Origin of the sequence: Actinomadura macra NBRC 14102, from assembly GCF_001552215.1 — a bacterium.
GTDB lineage: Bacteria > Actinomycetota > Actinomycetes > Streptosporangiales > Streptosporangiaceae > Spirillospora > Spirillospora macra.
In genome coordinates, this window is record NZ_BCQT01000004.1 from 65,315 (window position 1) to 81,444 (window position 16,130).

The 16,130-nt window shown below is 71.6% G+C and carries 13 protein-coding genes; 4 read left to right on the forward strand and 9 right to left on the reverse strand.

The annotated features are described in order from the left end of the window. Positions 1-9: 9 nt before the first annotated feature. The 9 genes from AMA02S_RS05050 to AMA02S_RS05090 all read right to left on the reverse strand — a co-directional run bounded on the left by AMA02S_RS05050 (position 10) and on the right by AMA02S_RS05090 (position 12,456). The gene (locus AMA02S_RS05050; protein ID WP_067452375.1) at positions 10-732 is read right to left on the reverse strand and encodes a nucleotide exchange factor GrpE; all 723 of its coding nucleotides are present in this window, start codon (positions 730-732) and stop codon (positions 10-12) included. 200 nt (positions 733-932) lie between these two features. Then, a complete protein-coding gene (locus tag AMA02S_RS05055; RefSeq protein WP_067452378.1) occupies positions 933-2,579 on the reverse strand; it encodes an amidohydrolase in 1,647 nt (548 codons plus the stop codon). Continuing rightward, positions 2,580-5,648, reverse strand: a complete 3,069-nt coding sequence (locus tag AMA02S_RS05060; RefSeq protein WP_067452381.1) for an aminotransferase class III-fold pyridoxal phosphate-dependent enzyme — start codon at positions 5,646-5,648, stop codon at positions 2,580-2,582. A 44-nt stretch (positions 5,649-5,692) separates the two neighbouring features. Further along, complete coding sequence (locus AMA02S_RS05065; RefSeq protein WP_218004855.1) at positions 5,693-6,847, reverse strand: ABC transporter ATP-binding protein; 1,155 nt, start codon at positions 6,845-6,847, stop codon at positions 5,693-5,695. Further along, a complete protein-coding gene (locus tag AMA02S_RS05070; protein WP_084264655.1) occupies positions 6,844-7,683 on the reverse strand; it encodes an ABC transporter permease in 840 nt (279 codons plus the stop codon). Before AMA02S_RS05070 ends, AMA02S_RS05065 begins: the two co-directional genes overlap by 4 nt. Beyond that, positions 7,676-8,557 (reverse strand): ABC transporter permease, encoded by an 882-nt coding sequence (locus AMA02S_RS05075; protein WP_067452387.1) that lies wholly within the window; start codon positions 8,555-8,557, stop codon positions 7,676-7,678. Before AMA02S_RS05075 ends, AMA02S_RS05070 begins: the two co-directional genes overlap by 8 nt. An 8-nt stretch (positions 8,558-8,565) precedes the next feature. Then, a complete protein-coding gene (locus AMA02S_RS05080) occupies positions 8,566-9,615 on the reverse strand; it encodes an ABC transporter substrate-binding protein (protein ID WP_084264657.1) in 1,050 nt (349 codons plus the stop codon). Positions 9,616-9,662: 47 nt separating this feature from the next. Continuing rightward, on the reverse strand, positions 9,663-10,979 hold the full coding sequence (locus AMA02S_RS05085; RefSeq protein ID WP_067452390.1) for an aminotransferase family protein: 1,317 nt from the start codon (positions 10,977-10,979) through the stop codon (positions 9,663-9,665). A 10-nt stretch (positions 10,980-10,989) separates the two neighbouring features. After that, positions 10,990-12,456, reverse strand: a complete 1,467-nt coding sequence (locus AMA02S_RS05090; RefSeq protein WP_067452393.1) for an NAD-dependent succinate-semialdehyde dehydrogenase — start codon at positions 12,454-12,456, stop codon at positions 10,990-10,992. A 201-nt stretch (positions 12,457-12,657) separates the two neighbouring features. Between AMA02S_RS05090 and AMA02S_RS05095 the strand changes: the two genes are divergently transcribed. The 4 genes from AMA02S_RS05095 (at position 12,658) to AMA02S_RS05110 (ending at position 16,130) form a co-directional block, all read left to right on the forward strand. Next, complete coding sequence (locus AMA02S_RS05095) at positions 12,658-13,149, forward strand: MarR family winged helix-turn-helix transcriptional regulator (protein ID WP_067452396.1); 492 nt, start codon at positions 12,658-12,660, stop codon at positions 13,147-13,149. Positions 13,150-13,253: 104 nt separating this feature from the next. Next, entirely contained in the window at positions 13,254-14,198 is a 945-nt protein-coding gene (locus AMA02S_RS05100) for a hydroxymethylglutaryl-CoA lyase (RefSeq protein ID WP_067452399.1), read from the forward strand. Next, complete coding sequence (locus AMA02S_RS05105; protein ID WP_067452401.1) at positions 14,191-14,946, forward strand: enoyl-CoA hydratase/isomerase family protein; 756 nt, start codon at positions 14,191-14,193, stop codon at positions 14,944-14,946. Before AMA02S_RS05100 ends, AMA02S_RS05105 begins: the two co-directional genes overlap by 8 nt. Next, on the forward strand, positions 14,943-16,130 hold the full coding sequence (locus tag AMA02S_RS05110; RefSeq protein WP_067452403.1) for a CaiB/BaiF CoA transferase family protein: 1,188 nt from the start codon (positions 14,943-14,945) through the stop codon (positions 16,128-16,130). Before AMA02S_RS05105 ends, AMA02S_RS05110 begins: the two co-directional genes overlap by 4 nt.

Here is a 16,130-nt window from a genome sequence, read left to right on the forward strand (position 1 = left end):
TGGGACCCCTTATTCTCTGTGGTCGGCGAATTCGGTGTTCTCGGTACCCGCGCCGTCCGTAACGCGTGCCGCGTCAGTGGCGTTGGTCATGCCTATGGCGCCCGGTTCATCCGTTGCCTGGGTGGCGTCGGTCGCGGCGGCGTCGGTCGCGGCGGTCGCGTCCGTGGCCGGCTCCGGCGCGCCGCCGTTCCGCGCGGGCGCCCCGGCGGCCTGCCGGTAGACGCTCACCCATTCGGGGCGAAGGACCTTCCCGTCCCGGGAGAAGCCGGCTCGGAGACGGCGGGCGATCGTGCGCCCCAGGGACGGATCGGGAGTGTCGACCGTGCTCAGGACCCGCTGGCGGGCACGGTCCAGGGCGTCACCTTCGACGGTGAACCGCTCGACACCGTTGCGCAGGAGGATCTGCTCGACGGAGCCCCGGAAGAACTCCAGGCTGCTCGCCGTGGCGGGCGGGGTGTCGGCGGAGTCGATGATCTGGGTGAGGTCGTCGTAGAGCGAGACGAGATCGAGCAGCACCGGCCGCAGCAGGGTCTGGTGGAACTCCTGGCGGTACTGGGCCAGTTCGTCGCTCATCGACTGGACGAGACCCTCGCGGACCTCGTCGTAACGGATCTTGGAGTCGAATGACTTCCGGAGCCCGCGCAGCTCCTCCAGAATCGACTCGATGGGTGGGGTCGCGCCGCCGTCTAACGGGAAATCGGTGTTATCCCGCTCTGGAACACCATCGGTCATCTATCCACCTTGCGGTATCCGAGTAACGCGTCACATTATCGGTCCGGGCGGTGACCCTGGTCTTGGTCTTGGCGCGATTGGCCACAAGCGGCTTGGCCGGCCTATCGGCCAAGCCGCCTGTTTCTGATCATGACAACGGGACAGGCCGCGAAGTCCAGGCACTATGTCCCAATATCTGTGTTTTGCCACAAATGGAACGGTCAGCGGGAGTGAACGGCACGCCCCCCGACAAGGGTGAGGGTCGGGGTCAGGGTCTGGAGCCGGTCGGCGTCGACGGTCATGACGTCGCCGTCCAGGACGACCAGGTCCGCCAGGTGGCCGGGGACGATCGATCCCTTCTGGTGGTCGGCGTGCTCGAAGTGGGCCGCGTCCGTCGTCCACAGGCGCAGGGCCTGCTCGCGGGTCAGGCGCAGGTCCTCGGGGACCTCCGCGTACGGACCGGGGGCGCTGCCGGTGAAGGTGGCGACGCCGCGGCGCCAGTCCGGGAAGCAGACCGGCGCGTCCGAGCTGTCGGCCACATGCACCCCGGCGGCCAGCAGCGCGCCGGCCGGGAAGGCCCGCGACCAGCGGTCGGCGCCGATGGAGCGGGTCATGGACGCGCCGCTGTGGGACTTCATCAGCGAGCTGGTGATCACGCCGATGCCGTACTCCGCGAGCCGGTCGTAGGAGTCCTCGGCGAGCAGCGTCCCGTGGATGAGGGCGTGCCGCGCGTCCGGCCACGGGTCCGCCTTGAGCGCGCGGGCCAGGCCGTCGATCGCCGCGTCGGCCGCGCGGTCGCCGGTGACGTGCACCTGGACCTGGAGCCGGTTGCGGTGCGCCAGCTCGATCATGCGCATCAGCTCGTCGTAGCGGGCCTCGTCGTCGTCCCCGTGGGTGACCAGGTGGCCCGTCCCCCCTTCGGGGTAGGGCTGGTGCAGCCAAGCGGTGCACTGGGTGGGAACCCCGTCGGCGAACAGCTTGCAGCCGCCGACCCGCAGCCAGTCGTCGCCGAGCCCGGTCGACAGGCCCGCGTAGGAGAGCGCCTTCGCGAGGCCCTCGGACGTGCTGGTGGGCGACGGCCAGTCCCAGTGCAGCAGCGTGTTGACGCGCACGGTCATCCGGCCCTGCCGGTGCAGGGTGGTGTAGTCGCGCAGCAGCTCCGGCCAGACGATCGGGTCGGTGACGCTGGTGATGCCGAGGGAGTTGAGCGTGTGCATGGCGGAGACGATCGCGTCCAGGCGCTCCTCCTCCGAGTGCTCCGGGACGTACCGGGTCACCAGGTCCTTCGCGGCTTCCAGGAGGAGGCCGGTCGGCTCGCCGGAGGGATCGCGCACGATCTTGCCGCCCTGCGGGTCCTCGGTGTCGCGCGTGATCCCGGCCATGCGCAGCGCGACGGTGTTGACCAGGACCGAGTGCCGCGAGGCGTGGTGCAGGACGGCGGGACGATCCCCGGTGGCTGGGTCGAGGTGGGTGCAGTGTGGTGTCGGGTCGAACTCCGGGATGTTCGCCTCGCGCCAGCCCTCGCCGACCAGCCAGTCGCTGCCGCCCGGCCCGGCGCCCGCGCCCGCGAGCGCGAGGTGCAGCGTGGCGAGCGAGTCGATGCCGTTCAGGTCGACCGCGTAACCGGAGAGCCCGAACATCGCCAGGTGGAGATGGGCGTCGTTGATCCCCGGCAGCACCGTCCGGCCGGCCAGGTCGAGCACGGACGTCGACGGGCCCGCGAAGGAGCGGACGTGCCGGTCGTCGCCCACGGCGAGGATCCGGTCGCCCGCCACCGCGACGGCGGTCGCGGTCCGCGACTTCCCGTCCAGGGTGACGACGTTGCCGCCGTACAGGACAAGATCGGCCTGAGTCGTTGGCGGGGTCATTTACCAGCCCTCCTCTAGAACGGCGTCCAGCGCGGCGGCGAACTCGTCGGCGTGTGCGGGCGTGAACGTCAGCGGTGGCTTGAGCTTGAGAATGTTCCAGGCCGGACCGGTCGGATACACCAGGGCGCCCCGGTCCTTGAGCCGCTCGCAGATGATCAGCGTCTCGTCCGAGGCGGGCTCCTTGGTCTCCCGGTCCAGGACGAACTCGACGCCGCTGTAGAAGCCCTGGCCGCGGACGTCGCCGATCAGCTCGTGCCGGGGCGCCAGCGCGGCCAGCACGTCCCGCAGGTACTGGCCCGTCCGCAGGGCGTTGTCCTGGAGGTTCTCCTCCTCCACGATGTTCAGCAGTTCCAGCCCCACGGCGCAGGCGACCGGGTTGCCGCCGTAGGTGGAGAAGAACCGTCCGGCGGGGTCGAACGCCTGCGAGATCTCGCGCGTGGTGACCATCGCCGCCACCGGGAAGCCGTTGCCCATGGCCTTGCCCATGGTCACGAAGTCCGGGACGACGTCCTGCGTCTCAAAGCCCCAGAACGCCTCCCCGAGCCGGCCGAAGCCCACCTGGACCTCGTCGGCGATCGTCATCGCGCCGTGCCGGGCCGCCGTCTGGAAGATCGGCGCGAGGTAGCCGGGCGGCAGGACGACCTGCCCGCCGCCCGCCAGCAGCGCCTCGAACAGGAACGCGGCGGGCGGGCGGCCCGCGGCGGCGAGCTGGTCGAAGGTCTCCGTCACGTGCGCGGCGTAGTGCGCGCCGGCCTGGGGGTCGTCGTAGCCGTAGGCCCCCCGGTAGCGGTCCGGGTTGGGGGTGGGGTGGGTGGTGTCCGGCTTGCCGTAGTGGCGGTAGCGGGACGGGCTCACGTCCGAGACCACCGAGGTGTACCCGTGGTAGGCGTCGTCGATGATGACCACGTCCTCCCGCTTGGTGAGGTAGCGGGACATCCGCAGCGCCAGATCGTTGGCCTCGCTGCCGGAGTTGACGAAGTAGACGACGTCCAGGCCGTCCGGCAGCGTCGCGGTGAGGCGCTCGGCATACTCCGACAGGACGTCGTAGACGAACCGGGTGTTGGTGTTGAGCCTGCCAAGCTGGCGCGCGGCGGCCTCGACCAGGCGGGGGTGGCTGTGCCCGACCAGGGTCACGTTGTTGAGCGCGTCGAGGTAGGACCGCCCGTGCTCGTCGTAGAACCGGCAGTTGCGCGCCCGGACCATGGTGATCGGGCGGCTGAAGTAGGTGGGGTGGCTGTTCGGCAGGTGCTCGTGGCGCTTGCGCAGGGCCTGGTCGCCGGCGGGCGCCCAGGCGGTGACCGCGTCCTGCGCGCCGAGCAACGGCGTCGGGTCGGCGAACAGCGCCTGCCAGAGCTCGTGCTCGTCGCCCGGTGCCTCCTGCGGGACGGCCGTCCACGACGTTCCCGGCGCGCCCGGCGCGCCCATCAGCGGCACGGCCGTCATCTGGATCCGCACGCGCGGCGGGAGGCCGTCGCCGGTCTCGGCCGCGACCTCACCGAGCCGACCGCCGGCGGGCACGTCCTCGCCGGGGGCCAGCGTCGTGGACAGGCCGGTGTAGAGCGTGCGGAAGCACACGCCTTCGGCCGGCTCGTGGCGCAGGATCAGGCTCGTCCCGGCGACGCCGAGTCCCTCGACCTGTCCGGCCAGGGACGCGAGGACGGGCGCGTCCGACGCCGCGAAGACGTCGATCCCGAGGGTGACGTCCGCGCCGCGCCGCCGGGGGACGAGGAACCTGGGCTCGCCGTAGCGGCCCACAGGAGTCACTGGAACGTTCCGAGGTGGGTGGGGAGTAGCTGTTCCCCCACTGGAGTACGCCTCGTATCCGACGATCGCCGCGCGAGCGGCGGCGCGCAGCGCGTCCGGCTCGCGGGGGTCGGCGCCGTCGTAGCAGTCGCCGTCGATGCTCAGGTCGAGCTGGCCGAGGAGCCCGGCGACCGGCGGGGTGGCGAGCTCGGTGTGCCCGGCGAGCCAGGTGGCGGCCGCCGCGGTGGCGGCGTGCGCCGGCAGCCCGCACGCCTGCCGGACAGCGGCCGCGCCGATCTCGGCGGGGACACCGGCCAGCGTGCGGACGAGGTCGGCGGCGGCGGACGAACGGTGCCGCGGGTCGCCGTGGCTGCGCCCGGCCGCAAGCCGGGCGGTGGTCGCGGCGACCGCCGCCGACCGGACGGCGATCAGCGGGAACAGCAGGTCGATCTCGGCCTCGGTGAGCGGGCTCTGCGCGTGGTAGGCGGCGGTGAGCGCGGCGGCCACGGCCAGCGGGCGGTCGGCGCCGCGCATCGCGCTGGAGGCGAGTATCGCCAGGTCGGCGACCCGCGGCGCGAGCGCCGCGTCCCCGAAGTCGATCACGCCGGACACCCGGGTACGGGCACCGTCCCGCCGGACCAGCAGGTTGAAGGCGTTGAGGTCGTGGTGGACGACCGCCACCGGCAGCGTCCCGAGCCGCTCGTCGAGGATCGGGAGATAGCGCGCCTGGATCAGGCTCGCCGCGGCCCGCAGTTCCGGGTCCTGGACGTGCGGCAGCGACCCGGCCAGCGCCGTGCCCGCATGCGCGAACTCCCAGTAGTGGGCGGGCGGCGGCTCGGTCGCCGCCGCAGGCGCGAACGTCCCGGTCGCGGCGCCCAACCGGCCGGCGACCGCGCCGATGTCGGCGAGCAGCTCGGCCGACCTGCGCGGCACCTCGGCCAGCGGGCGGCCCGGCACGTAGGTCAGCAGCCGGACGAGCAGCCCGTCCACATCGTGCGACGGCGCCCCCGAGCGGTCCGGGATGACCTTCGGCACCGCGAATCCGAGGTCCTGCCCGGCGAGGTGCCCGAGCAGCGCCGTCTGGAACGCCGCCGCCCGCCGCTCCGCCGGTCCAGTGATCTTCAGGACGTACTCGGCGCCGGTGTCGTCCACGACGTGGGTGTTGCGGTCGGTCTCGCCCGCGAGGGGCCGGAGCGAGACCGGGTCGAGCCCGAAACCGTCGCGCAGGACGTCCCGCATGAAGGCGTCGGTCACCTCGGGTGGGCCGGCGGTGATGCGCTCGTAGCGCGCGTCGGTCACGGTGCCGTCGTCGATGTGCGGTGCCACGGACTGAACTCCATTCACGGTTGTCGGGCTCGGGTACTCGTCGTTCAGGCGCCCGCCGGAACGACCTCGGGGGCCGGGCCGCCGGGACGGTCGGGGACGATCGCCTGGTGGCGCGGGTCCCAGCTCACGGTGACGCGCTCCCCCGGCATCGCGGGCAGCGACGGCCCGACGGGATGCGCGGCGATGCCCTGGGTCCCGTCGTCGAACCGCAACCCCACCTGGTGCCGGTCACCGACATAGACGATCTCGGTGACCGTGGCGCCGATGTGGTTGTGCTCGGCGGCGACCCCGGAGGCGTCCGCGTGCAGCGCGAGGCGCTCGGGACGGACCACCGCGACTCCGCCGGCCCCGTCCAGGCCCGGGTCCAGGCGCGGCGCCCGCAGCGCGTGCGCGCCGCACCGCAGGATCCCGGCGGCCTTGTCGACCGTGCCGCGGAACGCGGTGGACTCCCCGAGGAACTGCGCGACGAACAGCGTCTCCGGCCGCTCGTACAGGTCGGCGGGCGTCCCGACCTGCTCGATGCCGCCCTCGTTGAACACCGCGATGCGGTCGGAGAGGGTGAGCGCCTCGTGCTGGTCGTGCGTCACGAAGATGAAGGTCATCCCCAGCTCGCGGTGCATCCGCGCGATCTCGCGCTGGAGCTGGTCGCGCAGCCGCTTGTCGAGCGCGCCGAGCGGCTCGTCCATCAGCAGGGCGCGCGGCTCGTACACCACGGCGCGGGCCAGCGCCACGCGCTGCTGCTGCCCGCCGGACAGCTGCCGGGGAAGCCGGTCGGCGTAGTCGCCGAGGTGCACCAGGTCCAGCGTCTCGGCGACCTTGGCGGCGATGTCGGCCTTGGGCATCTTGCGCTGCTGGAGCGGGAACGCGACGTTCTTCGCCACCGTGAGGTGCGGGAACAGGGCGTACTGCTGGAACACCACGCCGAGGTCGCGCTTGTGCGGCTTCAGCCGCGACACGTCCTGGCCGTCGATCTCGATCGATCCGCCCGACACCGACACGAACCCGGCGAGCATCGACAGGATCGTCGTCTTGCCCGAGCCGGACGGCCCGAGCAGCGTCATGAACTCGCCGTCGGCGATGTCGAGTGAGACGTTGTCCACCGCCGGGCGCGGCGTCCCGGCGTAGAGCTTCGACACACCCTTGATCCGGATGCCCCGCGGCCTGGCGGATGCGGCGTCGTTGCTGGTCGGGTTCATCATGTCCTCCGCTCGCGGCGAACGAACTGCGGGATGAGCAGGACGAGGGTGGTGGCGATCACCATCACGCTCGACGCCGCAGCGATGGTGGGGTCGATTTCCAAGGTGATGGAGTTGTACATCTGCACGGGCAGGGTCTGGATGTCGGGTGTCTGGAGGAACAGCGCGACGACGACCTCGTCCAGAGAGGTGACGAACGCGAAGGCGAAACCGGACAGCACGCCCGGCGCGACCTGCGGGACGGTGATCCGGAAGAACGTCGTCCACGCGGTGGCGCCGAGGGTCGCGGCGGCGATGTCCTGCGTCCGGTCGTAGCCGGCGAGGCTGGTCGACACCGCCGTCACGACGAACGGCAGCGCCAGCACGGTGTGCGCGAGCACGAACCCGATCGCGGTGCCGTTGAGCTGCCAGCGGATGAACACCCCGTAGATCGCGACCGCGACCACGATCCCGGGCATGATCATCGGGGCCATCATCAACTGCCGGACGGCGCCCCGCCCGCGGAACCGGGACCGGGTCAGGCCGAGCGCGACCGCGACGCCGAGAATGGTCGCGGTGACCGCGACCAGCAGCCCGATCTGCACCGAGGTGAGCAGCGCGTACATCCACTTCTCGGACCCGAAGAACGACTTGTACCAGCGCAGCGACCACGACTTCGGCGGGAACTCGAAGGTCGTCGCGCCGGAGAAGCTCATCGGGATCACCACCACGGTGGGGGCGATCAGCAGCAGCGCGGTCAGCGCGACGGCCGTCCGCAGCCCCCACCCGATGCCGCCCTCACGCTGGGCCTTCAGCGGGCTCGCCGGCTCGCCGATCTGCTCGCTCACCTGCTCACTCATGGGTCACCGCCCCTCCGAGGGCCTTGGCCGGTCCGCCGAACCGCGACACGATGAACAGCACCAGCAGCGTCACCCCGAGCAGGACCGTGCCGAGCGCGCCCGCGCCGCCGAAGTCCAGCAGCTTGCTGACCCGCTCGCCGATCACCTGCGAGATGAGCGAGTTCTGCGGCGAGCCGAGCAGCGCCGGGGTGATGTAGAAGCCGAGCGTCATGATGAACACCAGCGAGAAGCCGGAGAGCATGCCCGGCACCGACAGCGGGATGTACACCCGCGCGAACGCCCGCCAGCGCGGTGCGCCGAGGCTGCCCGCCGCGTCCAGCAGCCGGCGGTCGATCTGCTCCATGGCGCTGTACAGCGGCAGCACCATGAAGGGCAGCATGACCTGCACCATCGCGACCGTCACGCCCGCGACGGTGCCGAGCAGCACGACCCCGTCGAACCCGATCATGCCGAGGAACCTGTCGATCGGCCCGCCGCGCTGCTCCAGCATGTACCAGGCGAAGTTGCGGGCCATCAGCGACGTCCAGAACGGCAGCAGGACGATCACCGTCAGCACGCCCCGGGTCCGCGGCTTCACCCGCGTCATCGCGTAGGCGTACGGGTAGGCGATCACCATCGTGACCGAGGCCACGATCAGCGCCGTGACCAGCGTCCGCACCAGCACCTTGACCGACAGGCCGTCGTGCAGCAGCGCGGTGTAGTTCCCGAAGCCCGCGTCGGGCTCGGTGAAGCTGCGCCACACGATGGTGGCGATCGGGTAGAAGAAGAACACCAGCAACAGCGCGGTCGCCGGGAGGACGAACCAGGCCGCCCGCCCCCGGGGGCGCGCCGCCTCGCGCCCCCGGGACCGTGCCGTGATCGTCGTGGTCGTCATGGATTACCTCACCCCGCGAGCCAGGTGGTGTAGCGCTTGGTGACCGCGTCGAAGTTCTGGCCCCACCATTCGGAGTTGGACCGCACGATCGAGTGCTTGCGGTCGGGCGTGAACGGGTTCACGCGCTGCTGGATCGGGTCGTAGTTCGGCGCGATGTTCTCGTTGATCGGCTGGACGGAGGCCAGCTGCGCCAGCTTGGCGGACGGCTCGTTCCGGGAGGCGAAGGCGATGAACTTCATCGCCTGCTCCTTGTTGGGGGCGCCCTTGGGCACCACCAGGTCGTCCCAGTTCACGACCGTCTTGTCCCAGACGGGCTGGAACGGTGCCCCTGCCTTGAGCGACTGGTAGGCGCGGGCGGACAGCACGAGGGCCATGTCCACCTGCCGGTCGACCATCATCTGCTGCTGCTGCCCGTACGTCTTCGCGAAGGTCGTCGACTTCTTGATCGGCTGTAGCTTCTTGAAGGCACGGTCCAGGTCCAGCGGGTAGAGCTGCTTCTCCGGGACGCCGTCGCCCATCAGGGCGGCCTCCAGCAGCCCCACCGCGATCTCCGGCGGGACGATCCGCCGCCCGGGGTACTTCTGCACGTCGAAGAAGTCGCCGATCTTGCTCGGCGGGTTGTTCTTGTACTTCTCCTTGTCGTACATGAAGATCAGGCTGTAGTTGTACGCCGGGACGCCGCAGTCCCCCACGGTGCCCTTCGGGAAGACGTTCCTGTCGATCACGGAGAAGTCGAGCTTCTCCAGGTACTTGCCGCAGTACTGCACGGCCGCGGCGGCGCTCGTGTCGACGACGTCCCAGCTCACCTTGCGCGCCTCGACCATGGTCTTGAGCCGCGCCTCGTCGACGGGACCGTCGTTGCGGACCTTCACCCCGGTCTGGGCGGTGAAGGGCTCGGCCCACGCCTTGTTCTGGTAGTCCTGGAAGGGGCTCCCGGTCGACACGAAGGTCAACGCGTCGCCCTTGCTCGACGGGTTGCCGATGCCGCAGGCCGCAACCATGGTCACGGCCAGACCGGCGGCCATGGCCTTGGTCTTGATGCCTATGTTCCGACGCACGGTTTCCTCCAGTGCTCGGTAATGAGTCCCCGACGGATCTTGTCTAGCTAGTGCGCGGCTCTGACCTGCTCTTTCAGTATCCGCGCCAGGGTGTCCACCTGCTCCTCGGTGATCACCAGAGGTGGGGAGAGCACGATGCTGGTGCCGGAGGCGCGAACGATCACGCCCTCGGCCCGTGCACCGGCCTGTACGCCGGAGGTGTCGCCGTAGGCGAACTCGATGCCGAGCATCAGCCCGACGCCGCGCACCTCCAGGACGTGGTCGAGCTCCTCCAGCGGCTTGAGCGCGTCCAGCAGCCGCTTGCCGAGCCTGTCGGCCCGTTCCAGGAGCCCTTCGCGGCGCAGGATCTCGATGTTCGCGAGAGCCACCGCCGCGCCGACCGGATGGCCGTTGTAGGTGAAGCCGTGCAGGAACAACGCCCCGTCGGCCAGGTCGAGGACGCGGTCGCCGATCAGCACCGCGCCCATCGGGATGTAGCCGCTGGACAGGCCCTTCGCCAAGACGATCATGTCCGGCTCGATGCCGTAGCGCTCGCTGGCGAACCAGTGGCCGGTCCGGCCGAACGCGGTGACGATCTCGTCGACGATCAGCAGGATGTCGTGCCGGCGCAGGATCTCCTGCACCCGCGGCCAGTAGCCGTCCGGGGGCGGGACCATGCCGCCGACCCCGAGCACGGGCTCGCCGATGAACGCGGCGATCCGCTCGGGCCCGATCTGCTCGATCCGCTCCTCCAGCTCGGCGATCAGCCGGTCGGCCGCGCCCGGGTCGCTGGCGAGGGCGTGCGGCTTGCCGAGGAACTCGATGCCCGGGACGAGCGGGCCGAAGCCCTCGCGCAGCCGGTCGATCCCGGTGGCGGCGAGCGATCCGCCGCCCATGCCGTGGTATCCGGCGGAGCGGGCGAGCACGACGGTCCGCTCGGGGCGCCCGGCGTGGTGCTGCGCGAGCCGCGCCAGCTTGATCGCCGTCTCGTTGCCCTCGGACCCGCCGTTGGTGAAGAAGACCCGCGACAGCCCCGACGGCGCCAGCTCCAGCAGACGCTCGGCCAGCCGGATCGAGGGCTCGTTGGAGTAGTCGCCGAACGAGGAGTAGAACTCCAGCTTCGCGATCTGCTGGGCGGCCGCCTCGGCGAGTTCCCGGCGCCCGTGGCCCACGGGACACTGCCACAGCCCGCAGGTGCCGTCGATGTAGGAGCGGCCGTCCACGTCCCACACGAGCGCGCCCTCGCCGCGGTCGAGGACCAGCGCCTCGGCCGGCGCCCCGATCACGCTGTGCGGATGGACGATCGTGCGCGCGTCCAGCTCGGTGAGCTCCCGCGTGCGGCCCGGCTCGGCCTGATCCCGCGCGACCTGCTGTTCCACCGTCATGACACCGCCCTCACAGTTTCATCGAGATCGACTTGGTCTCCAGGTAGGCGTCGATGCCCTCGCTGCCGCCCTCGCGCTCCTGGCCGCTGTTCTTCATCCCGCCGAACGGCAGCTCGGGCCGGACGGGGGCGGGGTCGTTCACGGCGACGATGCCGAACTCCAGCCGGTCGGCCGCGCGCCACAGCCGGGCGAGCGCCGAGCCGAAGATGTAGGCCGCCAGCCCGTAGTCGGTGGTGTTGGCGCGCTCGACCGCCTCGTCCTCGTCGTCGAAGACGTAGACCGGCAGCACCGGGCCGAACGTCTCCTCGGAGCTGATCAGCATGGAGTCGTCCGCGCCGGTCAGGACGGTCGGCTCGTAGAAGGCACCGCCGAGCCCGGGACGCGCGGTCCCGCCCTCGGGCGGGCTCCAGCGCCGGCCGCCCGCCGCGACGGTGGCGCCGCGCTTGACCGCGTCGGCGACGTGCCGCTCGACCTTGTCCAGGCCGGCGAAGTCGATCAGCGGGCCGAGGGTCGTGCCCTCGTCCGCGCCGTGCCCGACGCGCAGTGCCGCGACCCGCTCCAGCAGCAGCGGCAGGAACGCCTCGTACACCGACCGGTGGACGAACAGCCGGTTGACGGCGATGCAGCTCTGCCCGGCGTTGGCGAACTTGGCGGCGGCGACGGCCGCGGCGGCGGACGGGAGGTCGGCGTCCTCGAACACGATGGCCGGGGAGTGCCCGCCCAGCTCCAGCGAGGTGCGCCGCAGGTGCGTGTCGGTGGAGCGGATCAGGCTCAGGCCGACCTCGGTGGAACCGGTGAAGCTGACCTTGCGGAGCCGGGGGTCGGCGAGCAGCGCGCCCACCACCTCGGCCGGGCGGGTCGTGGTGATCGACTGGAGGACGCCGGCGGGCAGCCCGCCCGCCTCGGCGATGATCCGTACCAGCTCGGTGCCGATCAGCGGGGTCTGCTCGGCGGGCTTGACGATCACCGGGCAGCCGGCGGCGAGGGCGAGCCCGACCTTGCGGACCAGCATGCTCGCCGGGAAGTTCCAGGGAGTGATCGCGAGGGCGGGGCCGACCGGTGCGCGCAGCACCAGTCCGGGGCCTCCGGCGGCCTGCGGGGTGACCCGCCCGCCCGCCCGGCGGCCCTCCTCGGCGGCCCAGTCGAGCATCCGGGCGCTGCCCATGACCTCGCCGCGCGCCTCGTGGAGCGGCTTGCCGTTCTCCCCGGTCATGATCGCGGCGAGCGTGTCGGCCGCGGCGCGGATCGCGGCGGCGCCGGCACGCAGCGCGGTGGCGCGCTCCTCCGCGCTCGTCGCGCGCCACGCCGGGAATGCCGCACAGGCCGCGTCCAGTGCCGTGAGGGCCTCCTCGGGCCCGGCGTCGGCGGCGTGCGCGACGACCTCCAGCGTCGCCGGGTCGAGCACCTCGAACGTGGCGGCGCCCGTTCGCCACTCCCCGTCGATCAGCAGGGTGGCGGTGGACGGGTCTACGGGCATGTGCCCCTCCTCGTGTCTGAGCTGCGCCGTGTCGTGAGTTGCGCCGAGTCTTCGAGAAACCCCGAGAAACGCCGTGATCTCGGATGCACCATGATCGGCGTTGGCCGACCAGTGAATCGCTACAGGTCAGCAGTCTGGGAACCCAGTGTTGTATTTGTCAACACCTATCACGGGATCCGTTTCCGGCTTTACAGTGGGCTCATGAACCCAGATCCCGCCCGCTCGGCGGATCCCGCCGCCGAGGCGACCGCGCTCCTGCCGATCCGGGAGCTGCTGTCCTACCGGCTCCACCGGGTGGCGAACGCGCTCTCCCGCAGCGCGGCCCTCCGCTACCGCCGAGAGTACGGTGTCAGCCTGCACGAATGGCGGACGGTCGCCCTGCTCGGAGCGGACGAACCGCAAACGGTCAACCAGCTCGCCCGGCTCGCGGGCCTGGACAAGGCCCAGATGAGCCGGGTCGTGGCCAAGCTGACCGAGCGCGGGCTGGTGGAGCGCGAGCCGGGACCGGGGCGCAGCACACAGCTCAGCCTCACCCGGACCGGGAAGTCGCTCTACCGCGGCCTGATCGGTGCGGCCAACGACCGCAACGAGGCGTTCCTCGCCTGCCTCACGCCACTTGAGCAGGAAGTTCTCGACTCCGCACTGCGCAAGCTGGCCGCCGTCGGGCGAGCGCTGGAGCGTGCCGAACACTGAGCCGCCGCGCGGCCGAACGCGCCCTTGTGTTGACATCATCAACACCTGCCGTGTATCCCTCAAGTGATGACCCGTGTGGCGACACTTCAGGAGGGCGGCCGTACATGACCGACCGAGTCACGATCTGCGAATGCTTCGCCCGTGACGGCCTGCAGCACGAGGAGACCGACGTCCCGGCGGACGTCAAGATCGGCCTGATCGGCGCGTTCGCCGACGCCGGATTCACCCGTGTCGAGGCGACCTCGTACAGCCACCCGGAGCGGGTGCCGGCGTTCCGCGACGCGAGCGAGGTCCTGGCCGGGCTCCCCCGGCCGGCGGGGGTGTCGTACAAGGCGACCTGTCCGAACCCGCGCGCCGTACAGCGCGCCCTCGCGGACCTGGACGCCGGGCACGGCGCGCATGAGCTGAGCCTGCTCGTCTCGGCGACCGAGTCCCACACCGAGCGGAACATGCGGACGACGCGGGAGCGCCAGTGGGCGGCCGTCACCGAGATGGTCCGGCTGGCGGGCGGCCGGTTCCGGCTGGTGGGGGTGATCTCGGTCGCGTTCGGGTGCCCGTTCGAGGGCCCCGTGGACCCGGGCGTGGTGGCCGAGGACGCGGCCCGGTTCGCCGATCTCGGCGTGGACATGGTCACGCTGGGCGACACCACGGGGCTCGCCACGCCGAGCACCGTCAAGGCGATGTTCCAGCGGGTATCGTCCGCCCATCCGGACGTCCCGTTCGTCGCGCACTTCCACAACACCCGCGGTTCCGGCATCGCCAACAGCGTCGCGGCGCTGGAGGCCGGCTGCCGGAACTTCGACAGCTCCCTCGGCGGCGTGGGCGGCCACCCCACCCGCATCCAGTACGGCCAGGGCCAGACCGGGAACGTGTGCACCGAGGACCTGGTCAACCTGCTGGAGTCGGAGGGCGTCGACACCGGGCTCGACCTCGACAAGGTCATGGACGCGTCACGGATGTGCGAGCAGGCGCTCGGCCGCACGCTGTACAGCATGGTCGCGCGGGCCGGTTTCGGCCCCGCCGGCCGGAAGGAGTTCCAGGATGCCTGAGCACGATTCGTCCGGCCCCGAGCGCCCTCCCGTGCTGGTCACGGAGGACCACGGCGCGGTTCGGGTGCTGCGGCTGAACCGTCCCGCCAAGCTCAACGCGCTGGACACCGAGCTCACCGCCGCCCTGCTGGAGGGGCTGCGGGCGGCCGACGCCGACGGAGCGATCCGCGCGGTGGTCCTGACCGGCGCCGGACGGGCGTTCTGCGCCGGCGCCGACATGAAGGAGTTCGCGCACCTGACGCCCGACGACCAGGGCGCGGTCGTGCGGCGCGCGGAGCTGACGATGCGTACCCAGATGCTCCCGCAGCAGCTCACGAAGCCGGTCGTCTCCGCGGTGCGGGGGCACGCCATGGGCGGCGGGGCGGGCCTCGCCCTCGGCTGCGACATGATGATCGCCGCGTCGGACACCCGGCTCGGCTACCCCGAGCTGCGGCACTCGCTCGTCCCCGCGATCGTGATGACCGGCCTCCAGCGCCACCTCGGCCGCAAACTCGCCTTCGAGCTGATCAGCACCGGCCGGATCCTGGACGCCTCGGAGCTGGCCACGCACGGGCTGGCCAACCGCGTCGTGGAGCCGGGCGAGGAGGTCACCGTCGCCCTGGAGATCGCCACCGCGTGGGCCGAGGTGAACGCGGACGCGATGTGCGCGGCCAAGGGGCTGTTCTACCGGGTGGCCGACCTCCCGTTCGAAGAGGCGATGCGGACCGGCGGGGACGTCAACGCGATCATGCGGGGGTTCCGCACGTGAGGCCATTGGACGGCATCCGGGTGCTGGACTTCTCCCGGGTGCTCGCCGGCCCGATGGCCACCCAGATCCTCGCCGAGCTGGGCGCCGACGTGATCAAGATCGAACGGCCGGGCGGCGGGGACGAGTCCCGGCGGTTCGAGCCCCGGCTGCCCGGCGGTGAGAGCGCCTACTTCTTCGCCTTCAACCGCGGCAAGCGCTCGATCACGCTCGACCTGGCGACGCCACGCGGGCAGGAGATCGCCCGGGGGCTGGCCCGGCACGCCGACATCGTGGTGGAGAACTTCCTCCCCGGCTCCATGGACAAGCGCGGGCTCGGCTACGAGGCGCTCGCGGAGGAGAACCCGGGCCTGGTCTACGTGTCCGCCACCGGCTTCGGCCAGACCGGCCCCTACGCCGACCGCAAGGGGTACGACACCGTCTTCCAGGCGCTGTCCGGCGTCATGGCGCTCACCGGCCACCCGGACACGCCTCCCGCCAAGGCCGGCGTCCCCATCGCCGACCTGACGTCCGGGCTGTGGATCGTCATCTCCGCGCTGGCCGGGCTCGCCGGGCGCGCCACCTCCGGGCACGGCGGGCACGCCGACCTGGCGATGATGGACGTCCAGGTCAGCCTGCTGGCGGTCGCCGCGGCCCGGCTGTTCGCGCTGGACGAGGACCCGCCGCGCACCGGCACCGCGCACCCGGGGCGGGTGCCCTCCGCCGCGTTCGAGTGCGCGGACGGCCGGTACCTGCACATCAGCGGCAGCGATCACCACTGGCGCCCCCTGTGCGAGGTGCTGGCGCTGGACGAGCTCGCCGACGACCCGGAGCTGGCCACCAATGCCGGACGGGTCGCCCAGCGCGAGCGCGTGACCGCCGCCCTCACCGGTGCCTTCGCCGAGTGGCCGAGGGACGGGCTGGCGAACGCGCTCCGCGCGGCGGGGGTCCCCGCCGGGGAGGTCAACTCCGTCCGGGAGACGCTCGCCGACCGCAACACGATCGAACGCCGGATGGTCGGGCATTTCGACCATCCCGGCGAGGGCCGGTTCCCTGCGCTGCGCACCCCGCTGCGCATCGACGGCTACGACCCGCCGGAGCCCGCCGCGCCGCCGCTGCTCGGCTCCGACACCGACGCGGTTCTCACCGAGCTGCTCGGCCTGGGAGAGGCGGAGATCTCCCGGCTCCGCGACGAAGGGACGATCTAG

What these genes read in the sequence shown, in the direction of transcription:
- AMA02S_RS05050 (WP_067452375.1), bottom strand. Translation starts at nt 732, where the DNA reads ATGACCGATGGTGTTCCAGAGCGGGATAACACCGATTTCCCGTTAGAC.
- AMA02S_RS05055 (WP_067452378.1), bottom strand. Translation starts at nt 2,579, where the DNA reads ATGACCCCGCCAACGACTCAGGCCGATCTTGTCCTGTACGGCGGCAAC.
- AMA02S_RS05065 (WP_218004855.1), bottom strand. Translation starts at nt 6,847, where the DNA reads ATGATGAACCCGACCAGCAACGACGCCGCATCCGCCAGGCCGCGGGGC.
- AMA02S_RS05070 (WP_084264655.1), bottom strand. Translation starts at nt 7,683, where the DNA reads ATGAGTGAGCAGGTGAGCGAGCAGATCGGCGAGCCGGCGAGCCCGCTG.
- AMA02S_RS05075 (WP_067452387.1), bottom strand. Translation starts at nt 8,557, where the DNA reads ATGACGACCACGACGATCACGGCACGGTCCCGGGGGCGCGAGGCGGCG.
- AMA02S_RS05085 (WP_067452390.1), bottom strand. Translation starts at nt 10,979, where the DNA reads ATGACGGTGGAACAGCAGGTCGCGCGGGATCAGGCCGAGCCGGGCCGC.
- AMA02S_RS05090 (WP_067452393.1), bottom strand. Translation starts at nt 12,456, where the DNA reads ATGCCCGTAGACCCGTCCACCGCCACCCTGCTGATCGACGGGGAGTGG.
- AMA02S_RS05095 (WP_067452396.1), top strand. Translation starts at nt 12,658, where the DNA reads ATGAACCCAGATCCCGCCCGCTCGGCGGATCCCGCCGCCGAGGCGACC.
- AMA02S_RS05100 (WP_067452399.1), top strand. Translation starts at nt 13,254, where the DNA reads ATGACCGACCGAGTCACGATCTGCGAATGCTTCGCCCGTGACGGCCTG.
- AMA02S_RS05105 (WP_067452401.1), top strand. Translation starts at nt 14,191, where the DNA reads ATGCCTGAGCACGATTCGTCCGGCCCCGAGCGCCCTCCCGTGCTGGTC.